Here is an 18,985-nt window from a genome sequence, read left to right as displayed (position 1 = left end):
GAATCCTCGCCCGCGGGTGCGAGGACGATGTTCTGTTCGCTGGGCGCCTGCACCCGCTCTATCAGGACAAGCTGCTCGGCCTTGAGGCGCACTATGCCGGGCCGGAAGACGACGACAAGATGGTCGGCTATCTGCCGCACTGCACCTTCAACCTGAACGCGCGGGCTGCCTCTATCGACACGCCGCTGCACTCGCTGCTGCCTTTCGCCCATGTCGATCACGTTCACCCCGATGCGATCATCGCGCTGGCGGCCAGCTCGGGCGACGAGGCGGCGACGCAGGAAATCTGGGGCGGCACCCGCTTCGCCAAGTTCCCGCTGGCCGGCGAGCCGACCAACATTCACGAAAAGCTGCAGGACTGCGCCGTCATCAACCAGCTTTCGCGCCTGACCCCGCGCGTCTCGCCGCATTTTCCCTGGGACAAGGTGCGCGATTACAAGGCGCTGCTGGTCGACCGCGAGGCGCTGCATCTGGCTCAGGAAGCCAACGACACAATGATGGCCTTCCAGGCGCTGCGCCGGGCCTACAACGTTGATGTCGGCCCGATCCTCGCCAAGGCGCGCGTAGAAGCGGGCGGCGCGGCGGACGTGCTGGGCGTCTACCGCGAAAGCCGCTGGCGCGACCGCAAGACGCAGGAACCAAGGCCGTGGGCCTCGGCGCCGGGATCGTCTGATACTCACCAATACCTGAACTGCCGCCGGGAAGGGCAAAAGCCCTCCCGGCATGGCCACTGCGCCAAAAACAACCATCTGGATCCAGGAGGGATTATGCCGATCCATACGCTGCGCACTCTGCTGTGCGCTGCCACCGCACTTGTTGCCGTTCCTGCCATCGCGCAGGAGCAGGCACCTGCCGCCAACACCGATACCTCAGCCGCTCCGCTGGAAGAACAGTTCCGCGATCCGCCGAACTCCGCCCGTCCGCGCGTCTGGTGGCACTGGATGAACGGCAATATCTCCAAGGACGGCATCGCCAAGGACATGGCGTGGATGAAGCGCGTCGGCATCGGCGGTCTCCAGAATTTCGACGCCAATCTCCAGACCCCGCAAGTGGTAGATCACCGCCTCGTCTACATGACGCCCGAGTGGAAGGATGCCTTCCGCTTCGCCGCGCATGAGGCGGACCGGCAGGGGCTGGAACTCGCCATCGCCTCTTCCCCCGGTTGGTCCGAAACCGGCGGGCCGTGGGTGCAGCCGCAGGACGGCCTCAAGAAGCTGGTGTGGTCCGAGACTGCGGTGCCTGCCGGGCAGCGCTTCTCCGGCAAGCTGACCGCGCCGCCGGTGCAGACCGGCCCTTACCAGAGCCTCGCGCCCGCGCTCTCCATCGAGGAGATGATTTCCGGCCATCCCGCGCCTCCCGGCCCTTCGTATTACGGCGAAGTCGGCGTTTTTGCCTTCCCCGAAACCGTGGCGCCTGCCGCCGCGTTGCCGCGCGCCGTCGACGGGCTTGGCAATGCGCTTTCGGCAGCGGCGCTGTTCGACGCGGATCTGAACAAGGGTGTCACGCTGGCCCGCAAGGAGGGCGAGACGCCCAGCCTGCGGCTCGATTATGCCACGCCCGCAAAGATCGGTTCGGCTACGGTCTTCGTGCCCGATGTGGTGATCCCCTTCGCCGGAGCGGCCTTCACCGGCGCGCTGGAATCGAGCGCGGACGGCAAGGCATGGACGCGGATCGCGACGCTGACGCTGGGCACCGTGCCCACCACGGTCAGCTTCCCCGCTGTCACCGCCGCGCATTTCCGGCTGGTGCTGGAAGCGCGCAAGCCCGACGGCGGCCTCGGCTCGCCCGCGCCGGGCATTGCCATGGGCGGGTTGTTCGACGGCGTCGGGGCGATGCTGGCGAAGAAGCCGCTGATCGTCGGCACCTTCGCGCTCGATGCCGGGGCGAGGGTGGACCGCTTCGAAACCAAGGCCGGTTTCGTGATGAGCCGCGATTACTACGCGCTGGAAGAACCCAAGGACGGCGCCGAGGGCGTTGCGCCCGCCAGCGTCATCGATCTCACCGGCAAGCTGAAAGCCGATGGCACGCTCGACTGGCAGGCCCCGGCGCTGCCCAAGGGCCAGCGCTGGCGGGTGCTGCGCATGGGCTATTCGCTGCTCGGCACCACCAACCACCCCGCGCCGCCCGAGGCGACCGGGCTTGAGGTGGACAAGTTCGATGGCGATGCCGTGCGCCGCTATCTCGACCACTATATCGGCATGTACAAGGAGGCCGCCGGGCCGGACATGATCGGCCAGCGCGGCGTGCGCGCGCTGCTGACCGATTCGATCGAGGTGGGTGAGGCGAACTGGACGCCGAAGATGCTGGAGCAGTTCCAGCGCCTGCGCGGCTATGACGCGCGGCCTTGGTTGCCGACGCTGGCGGGCGTGCTGGTCGGCACGCGCGAAGAAGCGGACAAGTTCCTCTACGATTACCGTCGCACTTTGGCCGACCTGCTGGCCAGCGAGCACTACGGCACCGTTGCCAGGGTCGCCCACGAAAACGGGCTGAAGCTCTATGGAGAGGCGCTGGAAGACAAGCGCCCGATGCTGGGCGACGACATGACCATGCGCAGCCATACGGACATTCCGATGGCCGCCATGTGGACCTTCCGCGAGGAAGGCCCGCGCCAGACCCTGATCGCCGACATGAAGGGCGCGGCCTCGGTCGCGCACCTCTACGGCCAGAACCTTGTCGCGGCGGAATCGATGACTGCCTCGATGTCGCCCTGGGCCTTTGCGCCCAAGGACCTGAAGCGCGTGATCGACATGGAGTTCGTCAACGGCGTCAACCGTCCGGTGGTCCACACTTCGGTCCATGTGCCGGTGGACGACAAGAAGCCGGGCCTCTCGCTGTTCATCTTTGGCCAGTATTTCAACCGGATGGAAAGCTGGGGCGAGATGGCGAAGCCCTGGGTGGACTATATCTCCCGCTCCTCGCTGCTGCTTCAGGCGGGGCGGAACGTGGCCGATGTCGCCTACTTCTACGGCGAGGAAGCGCCGCTGACCGGACTCTACGGCGACAAGCCGGTGGCCGATGCGCCGGTCTCCCATGCCTATGATTTCCTGAGCTACGATGCGCTGACCGGCCTGCTGTCGAACGACGGTAACGAAGTGGTCGCGCCCAGCGGCGCGCGCTACCGGGCGATCTACCTCGGCGGTTCCTCGCAGCGCATGACCTTGGGAGCGCTGAAGAAGTTGGCGGCGCTTGTCGAAGGCGGCGCGACGGTGATCGGCGATGCGCCGGTTGCCACACCCAGCATGATGGGCGCGCAGGACGCCGAGTGGTCGGCGCTGGTGGTGAAGCTCTGGCCGGGCAGCGGTGACGCGACTGTCGGCAAGGGCCGGGTGATTGCGGGCAAGGATGTGGAAGGCGCGCTGGGGGCTATCGGCGCCGCCCCGGACTTCCGCTTCACCGGGGCGGAAGCGGGCGCGAAAATCCCCTTCGTCCACCGCCGCGACGGGCAGGGCGAGATCTACTATCTCTCCAACCCGCAAGGTCCGCAGACCATCGAGGCGCACTTCCGCGTGACCGGCAAGGTGCCCGAACTCTGGCACGCCGAAACCGGCACCAGCGAGCCGGTCAGCTACCGCATCGAGAACGGCGAGACGGTCGTGCCGCTGTCACTGATCGAGGATGATGCGGTCTTCGTGGTATTCCGCAAGGCTGCAACGAAGCAGAGCCTCACGTTGACGACCAAGCCGGTACAGACGCTGGCCTCACTCGACGATAGCTGGACCGTGCGCTTCCAGGCCGATCGCGGCGCCCCGGCCTCTATCGACATGGCGAAGCTGGCCCCGCTCGAACGGAACGCCGATGCAGGCGTGAAGTACTTTTCCGGCGAGGCGACGTATTCGCGCAGCTTCACCCTGCCCAAGGGGGGCAAGGCCGGACAGCCGCTCTGGCTCGATCTCGGGCAGGTGGGCGATCTGGCGGAAGTCACGGTGAACGGCAAGCCGGTCGGCGCGGTCTGGCACGCGCCTTACCGGATCGATGTGGGCAAGGCCGTGAAGGGCGGCGTGAACACCATCGAGGTGAAGGTGGCCAACCTCTGGGTCAACCGTCTGGTCGGGGATGCTCAACCGGGCGCGAAACCGATCACCTGGACGGCCATGCCGACTTATCGTGCCGATGCGCCGCTGAGGCCCTCGGGGCTGATCGGGCCGGTTACTTTGGGGAAGTAAGAAGAGGAAATCCTGGGGCCCTTCGACAAGCTCAGGAGATCCCCCAGACCCTCTGAATGTCAGCGCCGCGCGCCACCTATCCGTAGTGCGCTCCCTGCGGCGCAGCCATTAAGTCTCCCGACGCCACCATGGGCGCGTAACGGCGTTGGTCCGCGTGACCTAGACAGTAATGGGGGTGCAGGGGGTCTATGATCCCCTGCTTCTTCCCTTCCCCCTTCTACTCCCCCTGCGCATGGGTGGACTTGTCCAGATGCGGCCGATGCCCCGTCATCCGCAGGTAGAACCGCGAGAAATACGAGGGATCGGAAAAGCCCAGTTCGTTCGAAACCTGCACCACGCTGGCATTGGCGAAGCACAGCAGCCGCTGCGCCTCCAGCGCCAGCCGCGCATGGAGCAGTTCCTGCGGCGAGCAGTCCAGTTTCGCGCGGCACAGGCGGGTGAGGGTGCGGGCCGTCATGCCCAGCCGCTCGGCGTACCAGCCCACCGGCAGCTGGTCGCGAAAGTGCAGTTCGACAAGGTGGCGGAGGTGCGAGATGCGCTGGTCGCCGCTGCCTTCGTCGGCGGCCCCCTCTTCCGGCAGCAGCGAGCGCAGCAGCGCTTCGGCCATGGACAGGAACAGCGCGTTCGGGCGCCGCCAGTCCTGCGGAATGGCGAGCATTTCCGCACAGAGGAATTCGACCCGCGAGAGTATTTCCACCGACGTCAGTGCGAAGCGGCCATGGGTGGCGGCGTGGAGTAGCGGGTCGCCGGGGGTGCTGCGCCGCTCCGCGAAACCGCTGCTGAGCATCAGCACATAGCCCAGCGTCTCCGGCCGGAAGCGGAAGCCGTGGATGCTGCCCGCCGGAATCACGATATGGCAGGGCGCTTCCAGCGTTTCGGTCCTGTCATCGATGGTGAGCGTCACCTGTCCCTTCGATACCAGCATGACCTGCACGCCGCGGACATGGCGATGCGGCGCGATTTCCCAGTCATGCAAGGAGCTTCGTGCAGCGATCGTCTCGATATGCCCGAATTCCGGAGAGCTGTCCGGAATATCCTCGCCGTAGAGGACATAGGAGGGGACGGGCCGGGCAAGTGTCATGCGTGTCTCGAAAGTACCGGAAGAATGGCCGTCCGGTGCATTCCGCCAGACCGCGTGCAGTGTCAATCCCAAGGCGAAGCGAGGCTCCCCGATCAGCGAAGCGTGAGCCCGCATGTCTGGAATTGGGAGAATGCGAAAGTGCGCACGCAAGTAGCCATCATCGGTGCCGGTCCGGCCGGTCTGCTCCTCGGGCACATGCTCCGCGCCGAGGGTATCGACTGCGTCGTCGTCGAGCGCCAGACCGGCGAATACGTCCTTTCCCGCATCCGCGCGGGCGTGCTGGAGCAGGGCACCGTCGCGCTGATGGAGCGCCTCGGCCTCGATGCGCGCATGAAGGCCGAAGGCTTGCCCCACGACGGCTTCAACCTCGCCGACGGCGAGCGCCTGATCCGCATCGACATCAAGGCGCTGACCGGCAAGCAGGTCATGGTCTACGGCCAGACCGAATTGACCCGCGACCTCATGGAAGCGAGCGAGGAACGCGGCCTTGAAGTGATCTATCAGGCCGCCGACGTCGCCCTCCACGACATCGAGAGCGACGCGCCCTACGTCACTTACACCAAGGGCGGCGCCGAGCGCCGCATCGACGCCCGCTTCATCGTCGGCTGCGACGGCTTCCACGGTCCTTCGCGTCAGGCGATCCCCGCCAGCGTCGGCCAGACTTTCGAGCGTGTCTATCCCTTCGGCTGGCTCGGCATCCTCGCCGACGTGCCGCCCTGCAACCACGAACTGATCTATGCGCACCATGAACGCGGCTTCGCGCTCGCCTCGCAGCGCAGCCACACCCGCAGCCGCTATTACATCGACGTGCCGCTGACCGAAAAACTGGAAGACTGGAGCGACGAGCGCATCTGGGACGAACTCTCGATCCGCCTCGGTCCCGACGCCGCCGCCCATATCACGCGCGGCCCTTCCATCGAGAAGTCGATCGCCCCGCTGCGCTCCTTCGTGTTCGAACCGATGCGCCACGGCAGCCTGCTGCTCTGCGGCGATGCCGCGCATATCGTCCCGCCGACCGGCGCCAAGGGCCTGAACCTCGCCGCCAGCGACGTCTACTACGCCCACGAAGCCCTGACCGCCTTCTTCAGGAACGTCGATAACGACGCGATCCCGGCCTATTCGACCAAGGCCCTGCGCCGCGTCTGGGCGGCGGAACGCTTCAGCTGGTCGCTGACCAAGCTGATGCACCGCTTCCCCGAGGACGGCCCGTTCGAGCGCCGGATGCAGCTGGCGGAACTCGATTACATCGCGTCGAGCGAACATGCGCGGCGGGTTATTGCCGAGAATTATGTGGGGTTGCCGGTTTAAAGGAAGAGTGAAGTCCTGGGGGATGATCCCCCAGACCCTCTAAATGTCTACGCTGCGCGCCGCCTATCCGAAGTGCGCTCCTTGCGGCGCAGCCATTAAGTCTCCCGACGCCGCCGTGGGCGCGCAACGGCGTTGGTCCGCGTGACCTAGACAGTAATGGGGGTGCAGGGGGTCTATGATCCCCTGCTTTTTCTTTTTCTTTACGACACTCTCGGCGCTTCCGTGCGTTTCGGCACCGTTCGACCGGAATAGAGCGAGGGGATACGGGACATGGATCGGGAAGCGGCCAGCAGGCGGCTGTGGGTGCGTTTTTCGTCACTCCGGCAAGAACTTGGGGGCTTCGCATGCGCAGCATGATTGCCTCGGCGCGCTTTGCTGCTATCGCAGCCCTTGTGCGAAATCCTGTTGCCCTTCGCCGCGCGAGCGGTCCCATGGCGCTGGCGCTTGCCTGCGTACTGGCCGGGTGCGCCACGTCCAAGGCGCCCGAGACCCATGCCAGCCTGACGATCGCCCCGCCCGTGGCCGCGCCGCAGGATGGCGACTGGTGGAAGGCGGCGGGCGATCCGCTGCTGGCCAATCTGATCGAGCGGGGGATCGCGGCTGACAACGATCTCGCCTGCCGCGCGGCGCGTCTGCACGAGCAGGAAGAGACTGACGCGGCGGCCTCGCGGCGGCTTGCGGGCAAGGTCCGCGCGCTGGTCGGCAAGGACGAGGCGCCGGAGCGCGATGCGGCGCGGATGGCCTGGGCTTATGCTTATGCGCAGGCGCGTGCCGACCGCGCGAGCGAAGTGGCGCTGGCCTATGTGCAGGTGCGCCGTCTTCAGCAGATTCTGATGCTGCGGACCCAGCGGCTGGACCAGTTCCGCGACAATGCGGTGATCGCCGAGTTCCGCCGTCAGGCCGGTCTCGTCACCGCGATCGACGGGGGACTTGGCAACAGCATGGCGGGCGTGGTCGATGCCGATGTTGCTGCCACCCGCGCGCGTTACGATGCCGCGCGGGCGGCGCTTTCGGCGCAGACTGGCATGAGCGACACCGATCTGCTCACTGCGCTCGGCGAAAAGGCGGATATTCCCGTTTTTGCCGTCGATGCGCCTGCGCAATTGCACCGCGCCGATCTTCTGGCGCTGCGCAGCCGTCTCGAATCCAGCCTCGCGCATGAAAAAGTGACGCAGGCCCAGCTCGATGCCGCTCTGGCCGCGCCGGAGGACCCCGCGACGCCGCAGGCGCTGCGCGATGCCTTGCAGAAGCTGGCGAAGGCGGATGAAGGCGCGCGCGCCGAAGTCGCCTCGACTCGCGAGGCGCTTGCCGCCTTCGACAAGCGCGAGGCCGCGCTGGCGGATACCGCCGCCCAGGCGAAGCGCGCCGTTACCGATGCGCGCGCGGCCTATCGGGCGGGATTCGGCGATTTCGCCACGCTCTATGTCGCCGAAGCGGCGGCGCTGGCGGCGGAGGAAGCGCGCGTCGGCATGAAGGCGGACCGCGCGGCGATGACCGTTCGCCTGCACAAGCAGGAGGGCGCCGGCTGGTCGGCTGCCGATCTCGATCCGCCGATGGGGGCTGCGACCTGTGACTGAAGCCGAATCGGGGGCACTCGATACATTCCTGGGGTCCGGAAAACGGCGGGGCAGGGGGCACTTGCTCAGCTGGCTGCTGCTGGCATTGGCGGCGGTCGCCTCGGTGATGCTGCTGGTCCGGTTCCTGAGCGGCACGGATTCGCCTTATTACACGGCTCTGGTCGAGCGCGGCGATGTGGTGCCGCTGATCTCGGAGCAGGGAACGATTCACGGCAGCGGCGAAGTCGGCCTGACGGCGACGCTGGACGGCACCGTCACGGCGGAAGGCGTTCCGGCGGGCGGGCGCGTGGAGGAAGGGCAAGTGCTCGCCACGATCGATGCCGAGCCGCTGCGCAGCACGCTTTCTGCAGACCGTTCGCTGGTCTCGGCAGCGGAATCCGAGCTTGCCGCGGCGCGGGCTTCGCGGGACGAGGCGGCGGCGAAGTTGGGCCGGTTCGAGGATGTCTGGCGCCGTTCCGGGCACCGGGTCCCGGCGGTCAACGAGCTGGAAAGCGCCCGCAGCGCCGTCGATCGGGCGACGCGCGAGGTTGCTGCGGCGCAGGCGCGTCTTGCGGCGGCGCAGAGCGGTCTCAAGGCCGATAGCGAGAAACTGGCCGCCGCCGTCGTGCGCGCGCCTTTCGCGGGCTTCGTGGTGGATCGCAACATCAGCACCGGGCAGCGCGTTCGCTCCGGGATGCGCCTGTTCACGCTGGCCGCCAGCGACGAGACGCTGGAGATCGAGATTCCGCTGGCCAAGGCAGGCAATGCCGAGATCGGTACCGGCACCGTAGCCCGCGTGCGGTTGGATGCGATGCCGGATACCGTTCAGCAGGCCACGCTCGCCCGCGTCCTGCTGGACCGCGCCGATGCGCCGGGATCGCGCCGCGCCGCTTTCACGCTCGAAAATCCGGCGGAAACGGTCCGTCCGGGCATGGCCGCCACGGTCGAAATCGCCCTGCCCGCGCGCAAGGGGGTGATGCTGGTGCCGGATTCCGCGCTCACTTTCGATCCGGAGAACTCGGCCGACCGCAGCCGGGCGCGCATTTATCTCGTTTCGCCGGACGGAGAGCCGCGCCGCGTCTATGTTTCGACAGGCGCAGGCGACGGCAAACGCACGGAAGTCTTCGCCAACGATCTCAAGCCCGGTGACGAAGTGATCATCGGCTGGCGCAATCCGCCTGCCCGGTGACAGGGCCGGTGATTGCGCCCGACAATAGAAGGACCCTTCTTGCGCAACGAAACTTTGGTTTCGTCTATGCGTATTGACCGCATGAACCGAACGAACATGAGGGGCGAGAGCCCGGATACGGCGATTGAGGCCGATCTTCCCGTCTCGCAGCAATCACTCGCCCGGCGCGAATTTTCGGGCTTGCTGGCCCTGATGGCCGGGCTTGCCGCTTTCCCGCGCATGGCCGAGGCCGCCGTGCAGCCGAAATTTGCCGCGCCCACGCCGTTTTCCTGGGATACGCTGGTCCAGCAGGCGCGCGCGCTTGCCGGGCGTCACTGGGCCGAGCCGACGACCTCGCCCCATGCTGCCGCCGATTTCGATGCGGCGGGTAGGCTGACATATGGGCAGGCGCAGGCGCTCGGCGGTAATGTCCGCCTGTTCCCGACCACGCGCGGCACCTCGCCCCATGCGGTGAAGCTGCATCTCGTCGAGAACGGCGCGGCGCGCGAGCTTGTCGATGCGCGCGGCCTCTTCGTGGGCGGCAAGCAGGGCGATCCGGCGGGGTTCCGGGTCATGACTGCCGACCAGCACTCGGACTGGATGGCCTATCTCGGCGCTTCCTATTTCCGCGCGTCCGGTTCGCGCGACCAGTACGGGCTGTCGGCGCGCGGCATCGCCGTCGACACCGCACTGCCCAAGGCGGAAGAATTTCCCGCCTTCACCGAGTTCTGGATCGAAAACCTCGGCGGCGATCATGTGCGCATCCACGCGCTGCTCGACGGGCCGAGCGTGACCGGCGCCTATGCCTTCGACTGCCGCAAGTCGGCAGCGGGCGTGACGCAGGACGTGCGCGCGGCGCTGTTCTTCCGCCGTGATATCGAACGCCTTGGCGCCGCGCCGATCACCAGCATGTTCTGGTACGACCAGTCCGACCCCGCCAAACGCACCGACTGGCGTCCGGAAATCCACGATTCCGATGGTCTCGCCCTGTGGCCGGGCAATGGCGAGCGCATCTGGATGCCGCTCGCCAACCCCTCGGTGAACCGCACCAATGCCTTGCGTGCCGATCATGTGAAGGCTTTCGGGCTGCTCCAGCGCGACCAGACGTTCGACCACTATCAGGACGACGGTGCCTTCTACGACCGCCGCCCTTCGCTCTGGGTCGAGCCGCAGGGGGACTGGGGCACGGGCACGGTCATGCTCTACCGCATGCCCACCGACGCCGAGACGCAGGACAATATCGCCGCCTTCTGGGTATCGGACCAGCCCGCCAAGGCCGGGCAGAGCCGCGAGTTCGCCTATCGCCTCACCTGGACCTCGCAGGACCCCAGCGCCGGTACGGCGGCGCGCTGCGTGGATAGTTGGCAGGGCCGGGCCGGACGACCGGGCGACACGCCGACTTCGCAGGAAGCGCGCAAGTTCGTGTTCGATTTCGAAGGCGCGGCGCTGAAGGGGCTTACCCGCGACAGCGGGGTCATGGCGGCGACCAACCTGCCGCCCAAGGCGCTGCTCCATTCCGCAGCCTATCCGGTGGCCGGACAGGAGGGCCGCTGGCGCGTGACGCTGGATGTGCTGCCCTCGGCTGTGCCTTCGCCCGAATTCAGGTTATATATAAAACGGGCCAGTAAATCGGAGGGCGACCAGGCGCTCAGCGAGACGGTGATCCAGGGAATTCAGCCATGAACCGCGCCCTCAACCCGCTTCCGGCGGAAGCGCCGCTGGCGATGCCGATCCAGGACCTCGACGGTATCGCGCCCGGCACCATCGCCGTGAAAACCAGCCCGCATGGCATGCTGGTGAAGCGCCTGCTGCTGATCGCGCTGACCGCCACGATCGGCCTTGCCGCGTCGAGCGAAGTGCGTTTCGCCCTGTCGCGCGACGGTCTCGGCGTGATAGACGTGATCCTGCTGCTGTTCTTCGTGCCGCTGTTCTGCTGGATTTCCTTCGGTTTCGTCACCTCGACGATCGGTTTCCTCCAGCTTATCAGCGGCAAGCATCCCGGCTTCACCGCGATCCCCAGCCCGGCCTCCTCGCTGCGGCACCGCACCGCCGTGCTGATGCCGGTCTACAACGAGAGCGTCGAGGCGACCTTCGGCCGCGTCCGGGCGATGACCAATTCCATCGCGGCAGCGGGCGCGGCGGAGTGGATCGACTTCTTCGTCCTCAGCGATTCCAACGCCTTCCACGGCAAGCGGGAGGAAGCCGCCTGGCGCGAGATCGCCGCCGAGGCGCCGATCCCTGTCTATTACCGTCGCCGCGAGAAGAACATCGCGCGCAAGCCCGGCAATATCGCCGAATGGGTCCAGCGTTTCGGCGGTGCCTACGAGAACATGCTGATCCTCGATGCCGACTCGCTGATGAGCGGCGATGCCATCATCGGCATGGCGGCGATCATGGAGGAGCGGCCCTCGATCGGCCTGCTCCAGACCGTGCCGATGATCATCAACGCCAAGACGGTGTTCCAGCGCTGGATGCGCTTCGCCAGCGAGGCCTATGGGCCGATCGCCTCGGCGGGGCTGCTCTGGTGGTCGGGGGCGGAATCGAACTTCTGGGGCCATAACGCCATCGTCCGCACCCGTGCCTTCGCCGAGGCCTGCGGTCTTCCGGAGCTGCCGGGCAAGCCGCCGTTCGGCGGGCATATCCTCAGCCACGACATGCTGGAATCCGCGCTGCTGCGCCGCCGCGGCTGGGCCGTGCACATGGTGATGATCGACGGCAGCTACGAGGAATTCCCGCCCACCATCGTCGATCACGCGATCCGCGACCGGCGCTGGATGCAAGGCAATCTCCAGCATCTGCGCCTGCTCGATGCCTCGGGCCTGCACTGGGCGAGCCGCCTACACCTGCTGATCGGGGCTTCGGCCTACCTGACTTCGCCGGGCTGGCTGCTGCTGCTCATCACTTCGATTGCGCAGGCCGCCGCTAGCAAGGGCGGGCAGATCCTCGGCGTGGTGACGCCGCCGAGCGTGCTCTGGCTCACCGTGCTGCTGCTGTTCGGGCCGAAGGCGATGGGCACGATCTGGGTCCTCGCCGACAGGACGCGCCGCCGCAGCTTCGGGGGCTTCAGCGGCGTGCTGCGCACGGTCGCGCTGGAAGTGCCGCTGGCGATCCTGCTGGCGCCGGTGACGATGGTCATGCAGGTCAAGGCGCTGGTCGGCCTCGCGCTCGGCATTCCGGTGCACTGGAATACGCAGGACCGCGACGCCCGCCGCATTTCCGTGCGCGAGGTGCTGCCCGATCTCAAGGAGCATATCGCGCTCGGTGTGCTCTTCGCGGCGACGGTGTTCATCGATCCGGTGACGGCGCTGTGGCTCTCGCCGCTGACCTTGGGCCTGCTTGCCTCGCCTTGGCTGATCAGCCTGACGTCGAGCCAGCAGATCGGCGAGCGGGCCGAGCGACACGGCTACTTCCGCGTCCCCGCGCCGACGATCGACGATCCCGTCGAACATGCCAACGACGATGTGGAAGAGGGCGGTACGCCGCCGCTGGTGATCGGGTGAGTTTGATGCTTCCGGATAGGCGGAAGCAAACATAGCCACAAAACCGCCGAACATAGCCACAAAACCGCCGTCGTCCCCGCGTAGGCGGGGACCCCGCTTTTTCTTGCAGCGTCAGCGTGAAGACGCAGAAGGAAGCGGGGCCCCCGCCTACGCGGGGGCGACGGAGTTTTGTTTGGAGAGGAGGCGGTTTAAGCACTCGCCTCCGCCAGCCGCGCGGGCAGGTTGGCGCGCAAATGCGCCACCAGCGCGCCGACTTTGGGCGAGAGATGCCGCCGCTGCGGATAGACCGCCCAGATCGGCTCCTCCTCCGGCGCCAGTTCCGCTAAGACCGGCTCCAGCCGCCCCGCCGCGACATGGTCGCCAAGGTAGAAGGCGGGCAACTGGCATAGACCCATGCCCGCCAGCGCCGCTTCCAGCAGGGCATTCCCGCTGTTGCAGCGCCAGCGGCCTTGCGGGCGGAAGGTCTTGTCCCCGGTGAAATGCCACTGCGCCGCCGAGCCGACGAGGCATTCGTGGTGCCGAAGGTCTGCCAGATCCTGCGGCCGTCCATGCGCATCGAGGTAGGCGGGCGAGGCCAGCGTGACTAATGCGCGGCTCGCCACGCGCGTCGCCACCAGCCGGCTATCGTCGAGATGCCCGGTGCGGATGGCCAGATCGTATCCCGCCGCGATCAGGTCGACGAGCGCGTTGTCGAGGTCCAGCGTCACCGAAATCGCCGGATAGGCCTGCGACAGTTCGCGCACCAGCGGTGCCACGAACTTCTCGCCCAGCGCGTAGGAACAAGTGACGCGGAGATGCCCGTGCGGCTCGCCCTGAGAGGTGATGGCGGCAATCGCCTCGTCCCGCTCCTCGATCAGGCGGCGGCAGGTTTCGAGGAAGATCTGGCCCGTTTCCGTTAATCGAAGTGTGCGTGTCGTGCGCAGCATCAGTTGGACCTGCAGTCGTGTTTCCAGCCGCGCCAGTGCCCGGCTCATATGCGTGACGCTGGCGCCATAGGCCTCCGCCGCCAAGGTGAAGCTGCCGTGGCGCGCCACCATCACGAACTCCTCGATCCCGTCCCACTGGCCGAGCATAATTTTCCCCATATGGTGATAATACTTTTCAGAAACGTCGCTTTATCACAGAACACGCCGGTCCTACAAAGCGTGCCAGCAGTTCAAGGAGCATACCCCATGAAGACCCGCGCCGCCGTTGCGTTCGAGGCGAAGAAGCCGCTCGAAATCGTCGAACTCGATCTTGAAGGCCCCAAGGCGGGCGAAGTCCTGGTCGAGATCATGGCCACCGGCATCTGCCACACCGATGCCTACACGCTGGACGGTTTCGACAGCGAGGGCATCTTCCCGTCGGTGCTCGGCCACGAAGGCGCGGGCATCGTGCGCGAAGTGGGCGCGGGCGTGACTTCGGTGGTGCCGGGCGACCACGTGATCCCGCTCTACACCCCGGAATGCCGCCAGTGTAAGTCGTGCCTTTCGGGCAAGACCAACCTCTGCACCGCGATCCGCGCCACGCAGGGCAAGGGCCTGATGCCGGACGGCACCACGCGCTTTTCCTACAAGGGCCAGCCGATCTACCACTACATGGGCTGCTCGACTTTCTCGAACTTCACCGTGCTGCCAGAAATCGCCGTCGCCAAGATCCGTGAAGACGCGCCGTTCCAGTCCTCTTGCTACATCGGTTGCGGCGTCACCACCGGCGTCGGTGCGGTCATCAACACCGCCAAGGTGCAGGTGGGCGACAACGTGGTGGTCTTCGGCCTTGGCGGCATCGGCCTCAACGTGATCCAGGGCGCGCGCCTCGCCGGCGCCAACAAGATCATCGGCGTGGACATCAACCCGGACCGCGAGGAATGGGGCCGCCGCTTCGGCATGACCGACTTCCTGAACACCAAGGGCATGAGCCGCGAGGACGTGGTCGCCAAGATCGTGCTGATGACCGACGGCGGCGCGGACTACACCTTCGACGCCACCGGCAACACCGAAGTGATGCGCACGGCGCTGGAAGCCTGCCATCGCGGCTGGGGCACCTCGATCGTGATCGGCGTGGCCGAAGCGGGCAAGACCATCGAGACGCGCCCGTTCCAGCTCGTCACCGGCCGTAACTGGCGCGGCACCGCGTTCGGCGGCGCCAAGGGCCGTACCGACGTGCCGAAGATCGTCGACATGTACATGACCGGCAAGATCGAGATCGACCCGATGATCACCCACGTCATGGGTCTGGAAGAGATCAACACCGCTTTCGACCTGATGCACGAAGGCAAGTCGATCCGTTCGGTCGTCGTCTTCTGATGGAGACGGTCTCCACCAACCGGGCTTTCGGCGGGGTGCAGGGTGTCTACACCCACGCCTCCGCCGAGACCGGCACACCGATGACCTTTTCGGTCTTTGTGCCGGATCATGCGCCGGGCACGAAGCTGCCGGTGCTGTGGTATCTCTCGGGCCTGACCTGCACCCACGCCAACGTCACCGAAAAGGGCGAGTTCCGCCGCGCCTGCGCCGAACATGGCGTGATCTTCGTCGCGCCGGATACTAGCCCTCGCGGCGACGATGTGCCGGACGACGAAGGCTATGACTTCGGCAAGGGCGCGGGTTTCTACGTCGATGCCACGCAGGAGCCTTGGAGCGCGAATTTCCGCATGCGCTCCTACATCGAGACCGAGCTTCCCGCCGTGCTCCCGGAGCACTTCCCCGCCGACATGGCGCGGCAGGGCATTACCGGCCATTCCATGGGCGGCCACGGCGCGCTGACGATCGCGTTGCGTGATCCTTCGCGGTTCCGTTCGGTCAGCGCCTTTGCGCCGATCGTTTCGCCGCTGAACTGCCCTTGGGGCGAGAAGGCGCTGACGGGCTACATCGGTGCGGACCGCGCGGCATGGCGCGAGTACGACGCCTGCGCGCTGATCGAGGACGGCGCTCGCCTGCCGGACCTGCTGGTGGATCAGGGCTTGGCGGACGGCTTCCTCGAAGGCCAGCTCAAGACGCATCTGCTGGAGGAGGCTTGCGCCAAGGCCGGGCAGCCTGCGACGATCCGGATGCAGGAGGGTTACGATCACTCCTACTACTTCATCTCGACGTTCATGGCCGAGCATGTTGGCTGGCATGCGGAAAGGCTGAAGTAGAAGAGGAAGACCCGGGGGATGATCCCCCGGACCCTCGGAATGTCGACCTTGCGCGTGCAGATGCCTCGTGCGCTCTCTGCGCCGCAGGCTTTTTATGTCTTCCGACGCAATCGGCGCGCCAACCGCGAGTGCGGGGCGCGCCGAGAAAGTATTGGGGGTGCAGGGGGGCTATGCTCCCCTGCTTTTCCCTTAACTTTTAAAGCTCTTCCGGCCAGTACAACTGCATCGGATTGGTCACGAGCAGCTTCTGCTGAAGCTCTTCCGTAGGCGCGATGCGGGGGATCATGTCGACGAGGTGGCCGTCGTCCGGGATGTTGTCCTGCATGTTCGGGTGCGGCCAGTCGGTGCCCCAGATCACGCGGTCCGGGTAGTCGGCCACTAGCGGCGCGACGGCTTCGGCGAACTTGTCCCACGGGTCATTCGTCGGGTCGAGGCGATCGGGGCAGGTGGCCTTGAACCAGATGTCCTCGCGCGAATCGAGCAGGGTGCGGAACGCCGTCATGTCCGCGCCGTCCGGTCCCTGGGTCACGTCGGGGCGGCCCATGTGGTCGATCACGACCGGCACCGGGATCGCGGCGATGAAGGCACGCATTTCCTCGAGGATGTCGGCCTCGAAGTAGATAACGACGTGCCAGCCTTCGGGCAGGCGAGCAGCGACTTCGAGGAACTTGTCCTTCGGCGCGTCATCGACGAGGCGTTTCAGGAAGTTGAAGCGGATGCCGCGAATGCCGCCTTCATGCAGAGCTGCGAGGTCCGCGTCCGAGATCGCCGGATCGACCACGGCCACGCCGCGCGCTTTTCCTTCGGACTTGGCGATGGCGTCCAGCGTCGCGGCATTGTCGGTGCCGTGGCAGCTCGCCTGCACGATGACGTTGCGGGCGAAGCCGAGGTGATCGCGCAGGGCGAAGAGCTTGTCCGGCCCGGCGTCCTCGGGGAGGTACTTGGCCTTGGCGCTGAACGGGAACTGGGCCATCGGGCCGAAGACGTGGCAATGGGCGTCAACGGCGCCTGCGGGCGGCGTGTAGAGCGGCTTGCTCGGGGCCGCGTGCCACGAGGTGATCCGCTCAGACATACTTGAGGCCTTCCTTTTCGAGGCGCTCACGCATCTTGTACATGTCGAGACCGAGCACGCCGGCGGCCAGCTTCTCGCGCTTTTCGCCTTCGTTGGCTTCGCGGGCCTGTGCGGCGGCGAGCACTTCGGCGGCCTTTTCGCGGGGGACCACGACCACGCCGTCATCGTCGGCCACGATCACGTCGCCGGGTTTCACGGCGGCATTGGCGCAGACGACCGGCACGTTGACCGAGCCGAGCGTGTTCTTGACGGTGCCCTGCGCGTAGACCGCCTTGGACCAGACCGGGAATTCCATCTCGGTGAGGTCGCGCACGTCGCGCACGCCGGCGTCGATGATCAGGCCGCGGCAGCCGCGGGCGATGGCGCTGGTGGCCAGCAGGTCGCCGAAATAGCCGTCCTCGCAGGGGCTGGTCGGCGCCAGGAGGAGCACGTCGCCTTCCTTGAGCTGTTCGATGGCGACGTGGACCATCCAGTTGTCGCCCGGAGGCGCGCTGATGGTCACGGCCGAACCGGCGATGCGGGCGCCGCGGTAGATCGGGGTCATGTAGCTGGCGAGAAGGCCGGTGCGGCCCTGGGCTTCATGGACGGTTGCGACGCCGCACTTGGCGAGGCCGTCGATCACCGCCGGGTCGGCCCGCTCGATGTTCTGGACGACGATACCACTCATCACGTGCTCTCCTGCATTATCGGAATTTCAGGCCGTCATTCTAGGCCGGAAGCCGCAGGAAAGGCGAAGGCGATTGCCCTCATGGGGTATTAGTTCTGGCTAATCGTGTTTTCTGCGGGGGTCTTGTCGGGGACATTGCGCATCCAGTCGGCAAGCCGGGCCATCGACTCGTCGATGGCGGTGCGCGCCGCTTCGTCGGCCACCGTTTCGGCGAGGGCGCCGCGCATGCAGAGCAGCCAGGCGTCGCGCGCGGCGGAGTCGATCGGCACCCGCATATGGCGCTGGCGCATGCGCGGATGGCCGCGCACCGGCGAGAACAGCGCCGGGCCGCCGAGCCATTCGGAGAGGTAGTCCTTGAGCACTTGCCCCAGCGGCGCGAGGTCCTGCGGGTGCATTTCGCGGATCGTGCGCGCTTCGTCCAACTGGTCCATGCGGGCGTAGAAGCTGTCGACGAGGGCATCGATCGTCGCGGCGCCGCCGATGCGGTCGTAGAGGCTGGTTTCGGTCATCGTGGCGGCGTCTTCGGGCATTGCCGCTCCTGGTTCAAGCCCTGTCAGCCACCTGCGAGATCGTCGCCGAGGCCGACCTGCTTGCCGCGCGTGATATAGACCTTGTCGCCGATCTTCGTCGTGGCGAACAGTTTTGCGGCGAAGTCCACCGGCATGCCGACGCAGCCGTGGCTGGCGTAGCCCAAGGCGACGTCAGAGCCGTGGAGGGTGATGCCGTCGTTGGTCAGGCGCTGCATGTAGGGCATCGGCGCGCCGGTGTAGATGTTGGAGACGTGGTCCTTGTCCTTCTCGGTGATCGGGAAGACGCCGAGCGGAGTGGGCGTGTCCCCGGTGCCGAGCAGCACCGCGCTCGTCCCGATCTCGTAGCCGCCCTTGAATACCGAGATAACCCGCGCGTCGAGATCGACGGTCATCACGATCGGTCCGGCGGGGACGTTGGCCTCGTCCCAGTGCCATTCACCGTACTTGATCGCGCCCTTGATCGGCAGGATGCGCTTGATGACGAAAGGTTCGTCCTTGGGCGGTGCAGAAGGCTTAGGGACGGGCTTTACGGGAGCTGCGGCGGCGGTCCGGTGCGGGACGGGCGCGGCGGGCTTCGAGGTGGACAGCGCGAAGACGCCGACGATCACGGCAATCGCCAGTACGCCGGAAGCGAGCAGGAGGCGGGGAGTCACGGAAAGAGATGTCCTGTCGGTTCGGCGGCTTTCACGCGCCCATCATCGCGCAAGCTCGATGGGATTGCCAGTCCGTCGCCAGCGCTGTCCCGAGGGGGGACTGGCGGAGGGCAAAAGTTAACGCAGAGTGGGCGGGTGCGCCTGTTCGTTCAGTCAAAACACCTCGTCATCC

General features: G+C 66.5%; 14 protein-coding genes. 8 read left to right on the top strand and 6 right to left on the bottom strand.

Going from position 1 to position 18,985, the window contains the following annotated elements; genetic code table 11:
* Positions 1-2 precede the first annotated feature (2 nt).
* A complete protein-coding gene (locus tag ACZ1II_RS19810) occupies positions 3-4,163 on the top strand; it encodes a glycosyl hydrolase (protein WP_465147348.1) in 4,161 nt (1,386 codons plus the stop codon).
* Positions 4,164-4,380: 217 nt separating this feature from the next.
* Here ACZ1II_RS19810 and ACZ1II_RS19805 read toward each other — a convergent pair whose 3' ends face one another.
* The gene (locus ACZ1II_RS19805) at positions 4,381-5,244 is read right to left on the bottom strand and encodes a helix-turn-helix domain-containing protein (protein ID WP_465145292.1); all 864 of its coding nucleotides are present in this window, start codon (positions 5,242-5,244) and stop codon (positions 4,381-4,383) included.
* A 138-nt stretch (positions 5,245-5,382) separates the two neighbouring features.
* On the opposite strand from ACZ1II_RS19805, the gene pobA reads away from it, so the two are divergent.
* The 5 genes from pobA to mdoH all read left to right on the top strand — a co-directional run bounded on the left by pobA (position 5,383) and on the right by mdoH (position 12,776).
* Positions 5,383-6,552 carry a 4-hydroxybenzoate 3-monooxygenase gene (gene pobA, locus ACZ1II_RS19800; RefSeq protein ID WP_465145291.1) on the top strand — a complete coding sequence of 390 codons (1,170 nt, stop codon included), beginning with the start codon at positions 5,383-5,385 and terminating at the stop codon, positions 6,550-6,552.
* Between the two features lie 344 nt (positions 6,553-6,896).
* Positions 6,897-8,129, top strand: a complete 1,233-nt coding sequence (locus tag ACZ1II_RS19795; protein ID WP_465145290.1) for a TolC family protein — start codon at positions 6,897-6,899, stop codon at positions 8,127-8,129.
* The gene (locus ACZ1II_RS19790; RefSeq protein WP_465145289.1) at positions 8,122-9,297 is read left to right on the top strand and encodes an efflux RND transporter periplasmic adaptor subunit; all 1,176 of its coding nucleotides are present in this window, start codon (positions 8,122-8,124) and stop codon (positions 9,295-9,297) included. Before ACZ1II_RS19795 ends, ACZ1II_RS19790 begins: the two co-directional genes overlap by 8 nt.
* An 81-nt stretch (positions 9,298-9,378) precedes the next feature.
* On the top strand, positions 9,379-10,959 hold the full coding sequence (locus ACZ1II_RS19785; RefSeq protein WP_465145288.1) for an OpgD/OpgG family glucan biosynthesis protein: 1,581 nt from the start codon (positions 9,379-9,381) through the stop codon (positions 10,957-10,959).
* Positions 10,956-12,776, top strand: a complete 1,821-nt coding sequence (mdoH, locus tag ACZ1II_RS19780; protein ID WP_465145287.1) for a glucans biosynthesis glucosyltransferase MdoH — start codon at positions 10,956-10,958, stop codon at positions 12,774-12,776. Before ACZ1II_RS19785 ends, mdoH begins: the two co-directional genes overlap by 4 nt.
* Positions 12,777-12,964: 188 nt before the next feature.
* Here the strand turns inward: mdoH and ACZ1II_RS19775 are convergent, their stop codons facing one another.
* The gene (locus ACZ1II_RS19775) at positions 12,965-13,861 is read right to left on the bottom strand and encodes a LysR substrate-binding domain-containing protein (protein ID WP_465145286.1); all 897 of its coding nucleotides are present in this window, start codon (positions 13,859-13,861) and stop codon (positions 12,965-12,967) included.
* A gap of 87 nt (positions 13,862-13,948) precedes the next feature.
* On the opposite strand from ACZ1II_RS19775, the gene ACZ1II_RS19770 reads away from it, so the two are divergent.
* Both ACZ1II_RS19770 and fghA read left to right on the top strand, forming a co-directional pair.
* The gene (locus tag ACZ1II_RS19770) at positions 13,949-15,061 is read left to right on the top strand and encodes an S-(hydroxymethyl)glutathione dehydrogenase/class III alcohol dehydrogenase (protein WP_086491802.1); all 1,113 of its coding nucleotides are present in this window, start codon (positions 13,949-13,951) and stop codon (positions 15,059-15,061) included.
* Positions 15,061-15,891, top strand: coding sequence for an S-formylglutathione hydrolase (gene fghA, locus ACZ1II_RS19765; protein WP_465145285.1), 831 nt, complete (start codon positions 15,061-15,063; stop codon positions 15,889-15,891). Before ACZ1II_RS19770 ends, fghA begins: the two co-directional genes overlap by 1 nt.
* Positions 15,892-16,087: 196 nt before the next feature.
* On the opposite strand, the gene ACZ1II_RS19760 is transcribed toward fghA, so the two are convergent.
* The 4 genes from ACZ1II_RS19760 to ACZ1II_RS19745 form a co-directional block, all read right to left on the bottom strand.
* Positions 16,088-16,963 carry an amidohydrolase family protein gene (locus tag ACZ1II_RS19760; protein ID WP_465145284.1) on the bottom strand — a complete coding sequence of 292 codons (876 nt, stop codon included), beginning with the start codon at positions 16,961-16,963 and terminating at the stop codon, positions 16,088-16,090.
* Complete coding sequence (ligK, locus tag ACZ1II_RS19755; protein ID WP_465145283.1) at positions 16,956-17,630, bottom strand: 4-carboxy-4-hydroxy-2-oxoadipate aldolase/oxaloacetate decarboxylase; 675 nt, start codon at positions 17,628-17,630, stop codon at positions 16,956-16,958. Before ligK ends, ACZ1II_RS19760 begins: the two co-directional genes overlap by 8 nt.
* A gap of 89 nt (positions 17,631-17,719) precedes the next feature.
* Entirely contained in the window at positions 17,720-18,160 is a 441-nt protein-coding gene (locus tag ACZ1II_RS19750) for a group II truncated hemoglobin (RefSeq protein WP_465145282.1), read from the bottom strand.
* Between the two features lie 23 nt (positions 18,161-18,183).
* A complete protein-coding gene (locus tag ACZ1II_RS19745; RefSeq protein WP_465145281.1) occupies positions 18,184-18,813 on the bottom strand; it encodes a L,D-transpeptidase family protein in 630 nt (209 codons plus the stop codon).
* Positions 18,814-18,985: the final 172 nt, after the last annotated feature.

The sequence above is a fragment of the Novosphingobium sp. BL-S-20 genome, from assembly GCF_055521635.1.
Note: the sequence above shows the minus strand (reverse complement) of the source record. Positions and strands in the feature narration are given on the sequence as shown.

What these genes read in the sequence shown, in the direction of transcription:
- ACZ1II_RS19805 (WP_465145292.1), bottom strand. Translation starts at nt 5,244, where the DNA reads ATGACACTTGCCCGGCCCGTCCCCTCCTATGTCCTCTACGGCGAGGAT.
- ACZ1II_RS19795 (WP_465145290.1), top strand. Translation starts at nt 6,897, where the DNA reads ATGCGCAGCATGATTGCCTCGGCGCGCTTTGCTGCTATCGCAGCCCTT.
- ACZ1II_RS19785 (WP_465145288.1), top strand. Translation starts at nt 9,379, where the DNA reads ATGAACCGAACGAACATGAGGGGCGAGAGCCCGGATACGGCGATTGAG.
- mdoH (WP_465145287.1), top strand. Translation starts at nt 10,956, where the DNA reads ATGAACCGCGCCCTCAACCCGCTTCCGGCGGAAGCGCCGCTGGCGATG.
- ACZ1II_RS19775 (WP_465145286.1), bottom strand. Translation starts at nt 13,861, where the DNA reads ATGGGGAAAATTATGCTCGGCCAGTGGGACGGGATCGAGGAGTTCGTG.
- ACZ1II_RS19770 (WP_086491802.1), top strand. Translation starts at nt 13,949, where the DNA reads ATGAAGACCCGCGCCGCCGTTGCGTTCGAGGCGAAGAAGCCGCTCGAA.
- fghA (WP_465145285.1), top strand. Translation starts at nt 15,061, where the DNA reads ATGGAGACGGTCTCCACCAACCGGGCTTTCGGCGGGGTGCAGGGTGTC.
- ACZ1II_RS19760 (WP_465145284.1), bottom strand. Translation starts at nt 16,963, where the DNA reads ATGTCTGAGCGGATCACCTCGTGGCACGCGGCCCCGAGCAAGCCGCTC.
- ligK (WP_465145283.1), bottom strand. Translation starts at nt 17,630, where the DNA reads ATGAGTGGTATCGTCGTCCAGAACATCGAGCGGGCCGACCCGGCGGTG.
- ACZ1II_RS19750 (WP_465145282.1), bottom strand. Translation starts at nt 18,160, where the DNA reads ATGCCCGAAGACGCCGCCACGATGACCGAAACCAGCCTCTACGACCGC.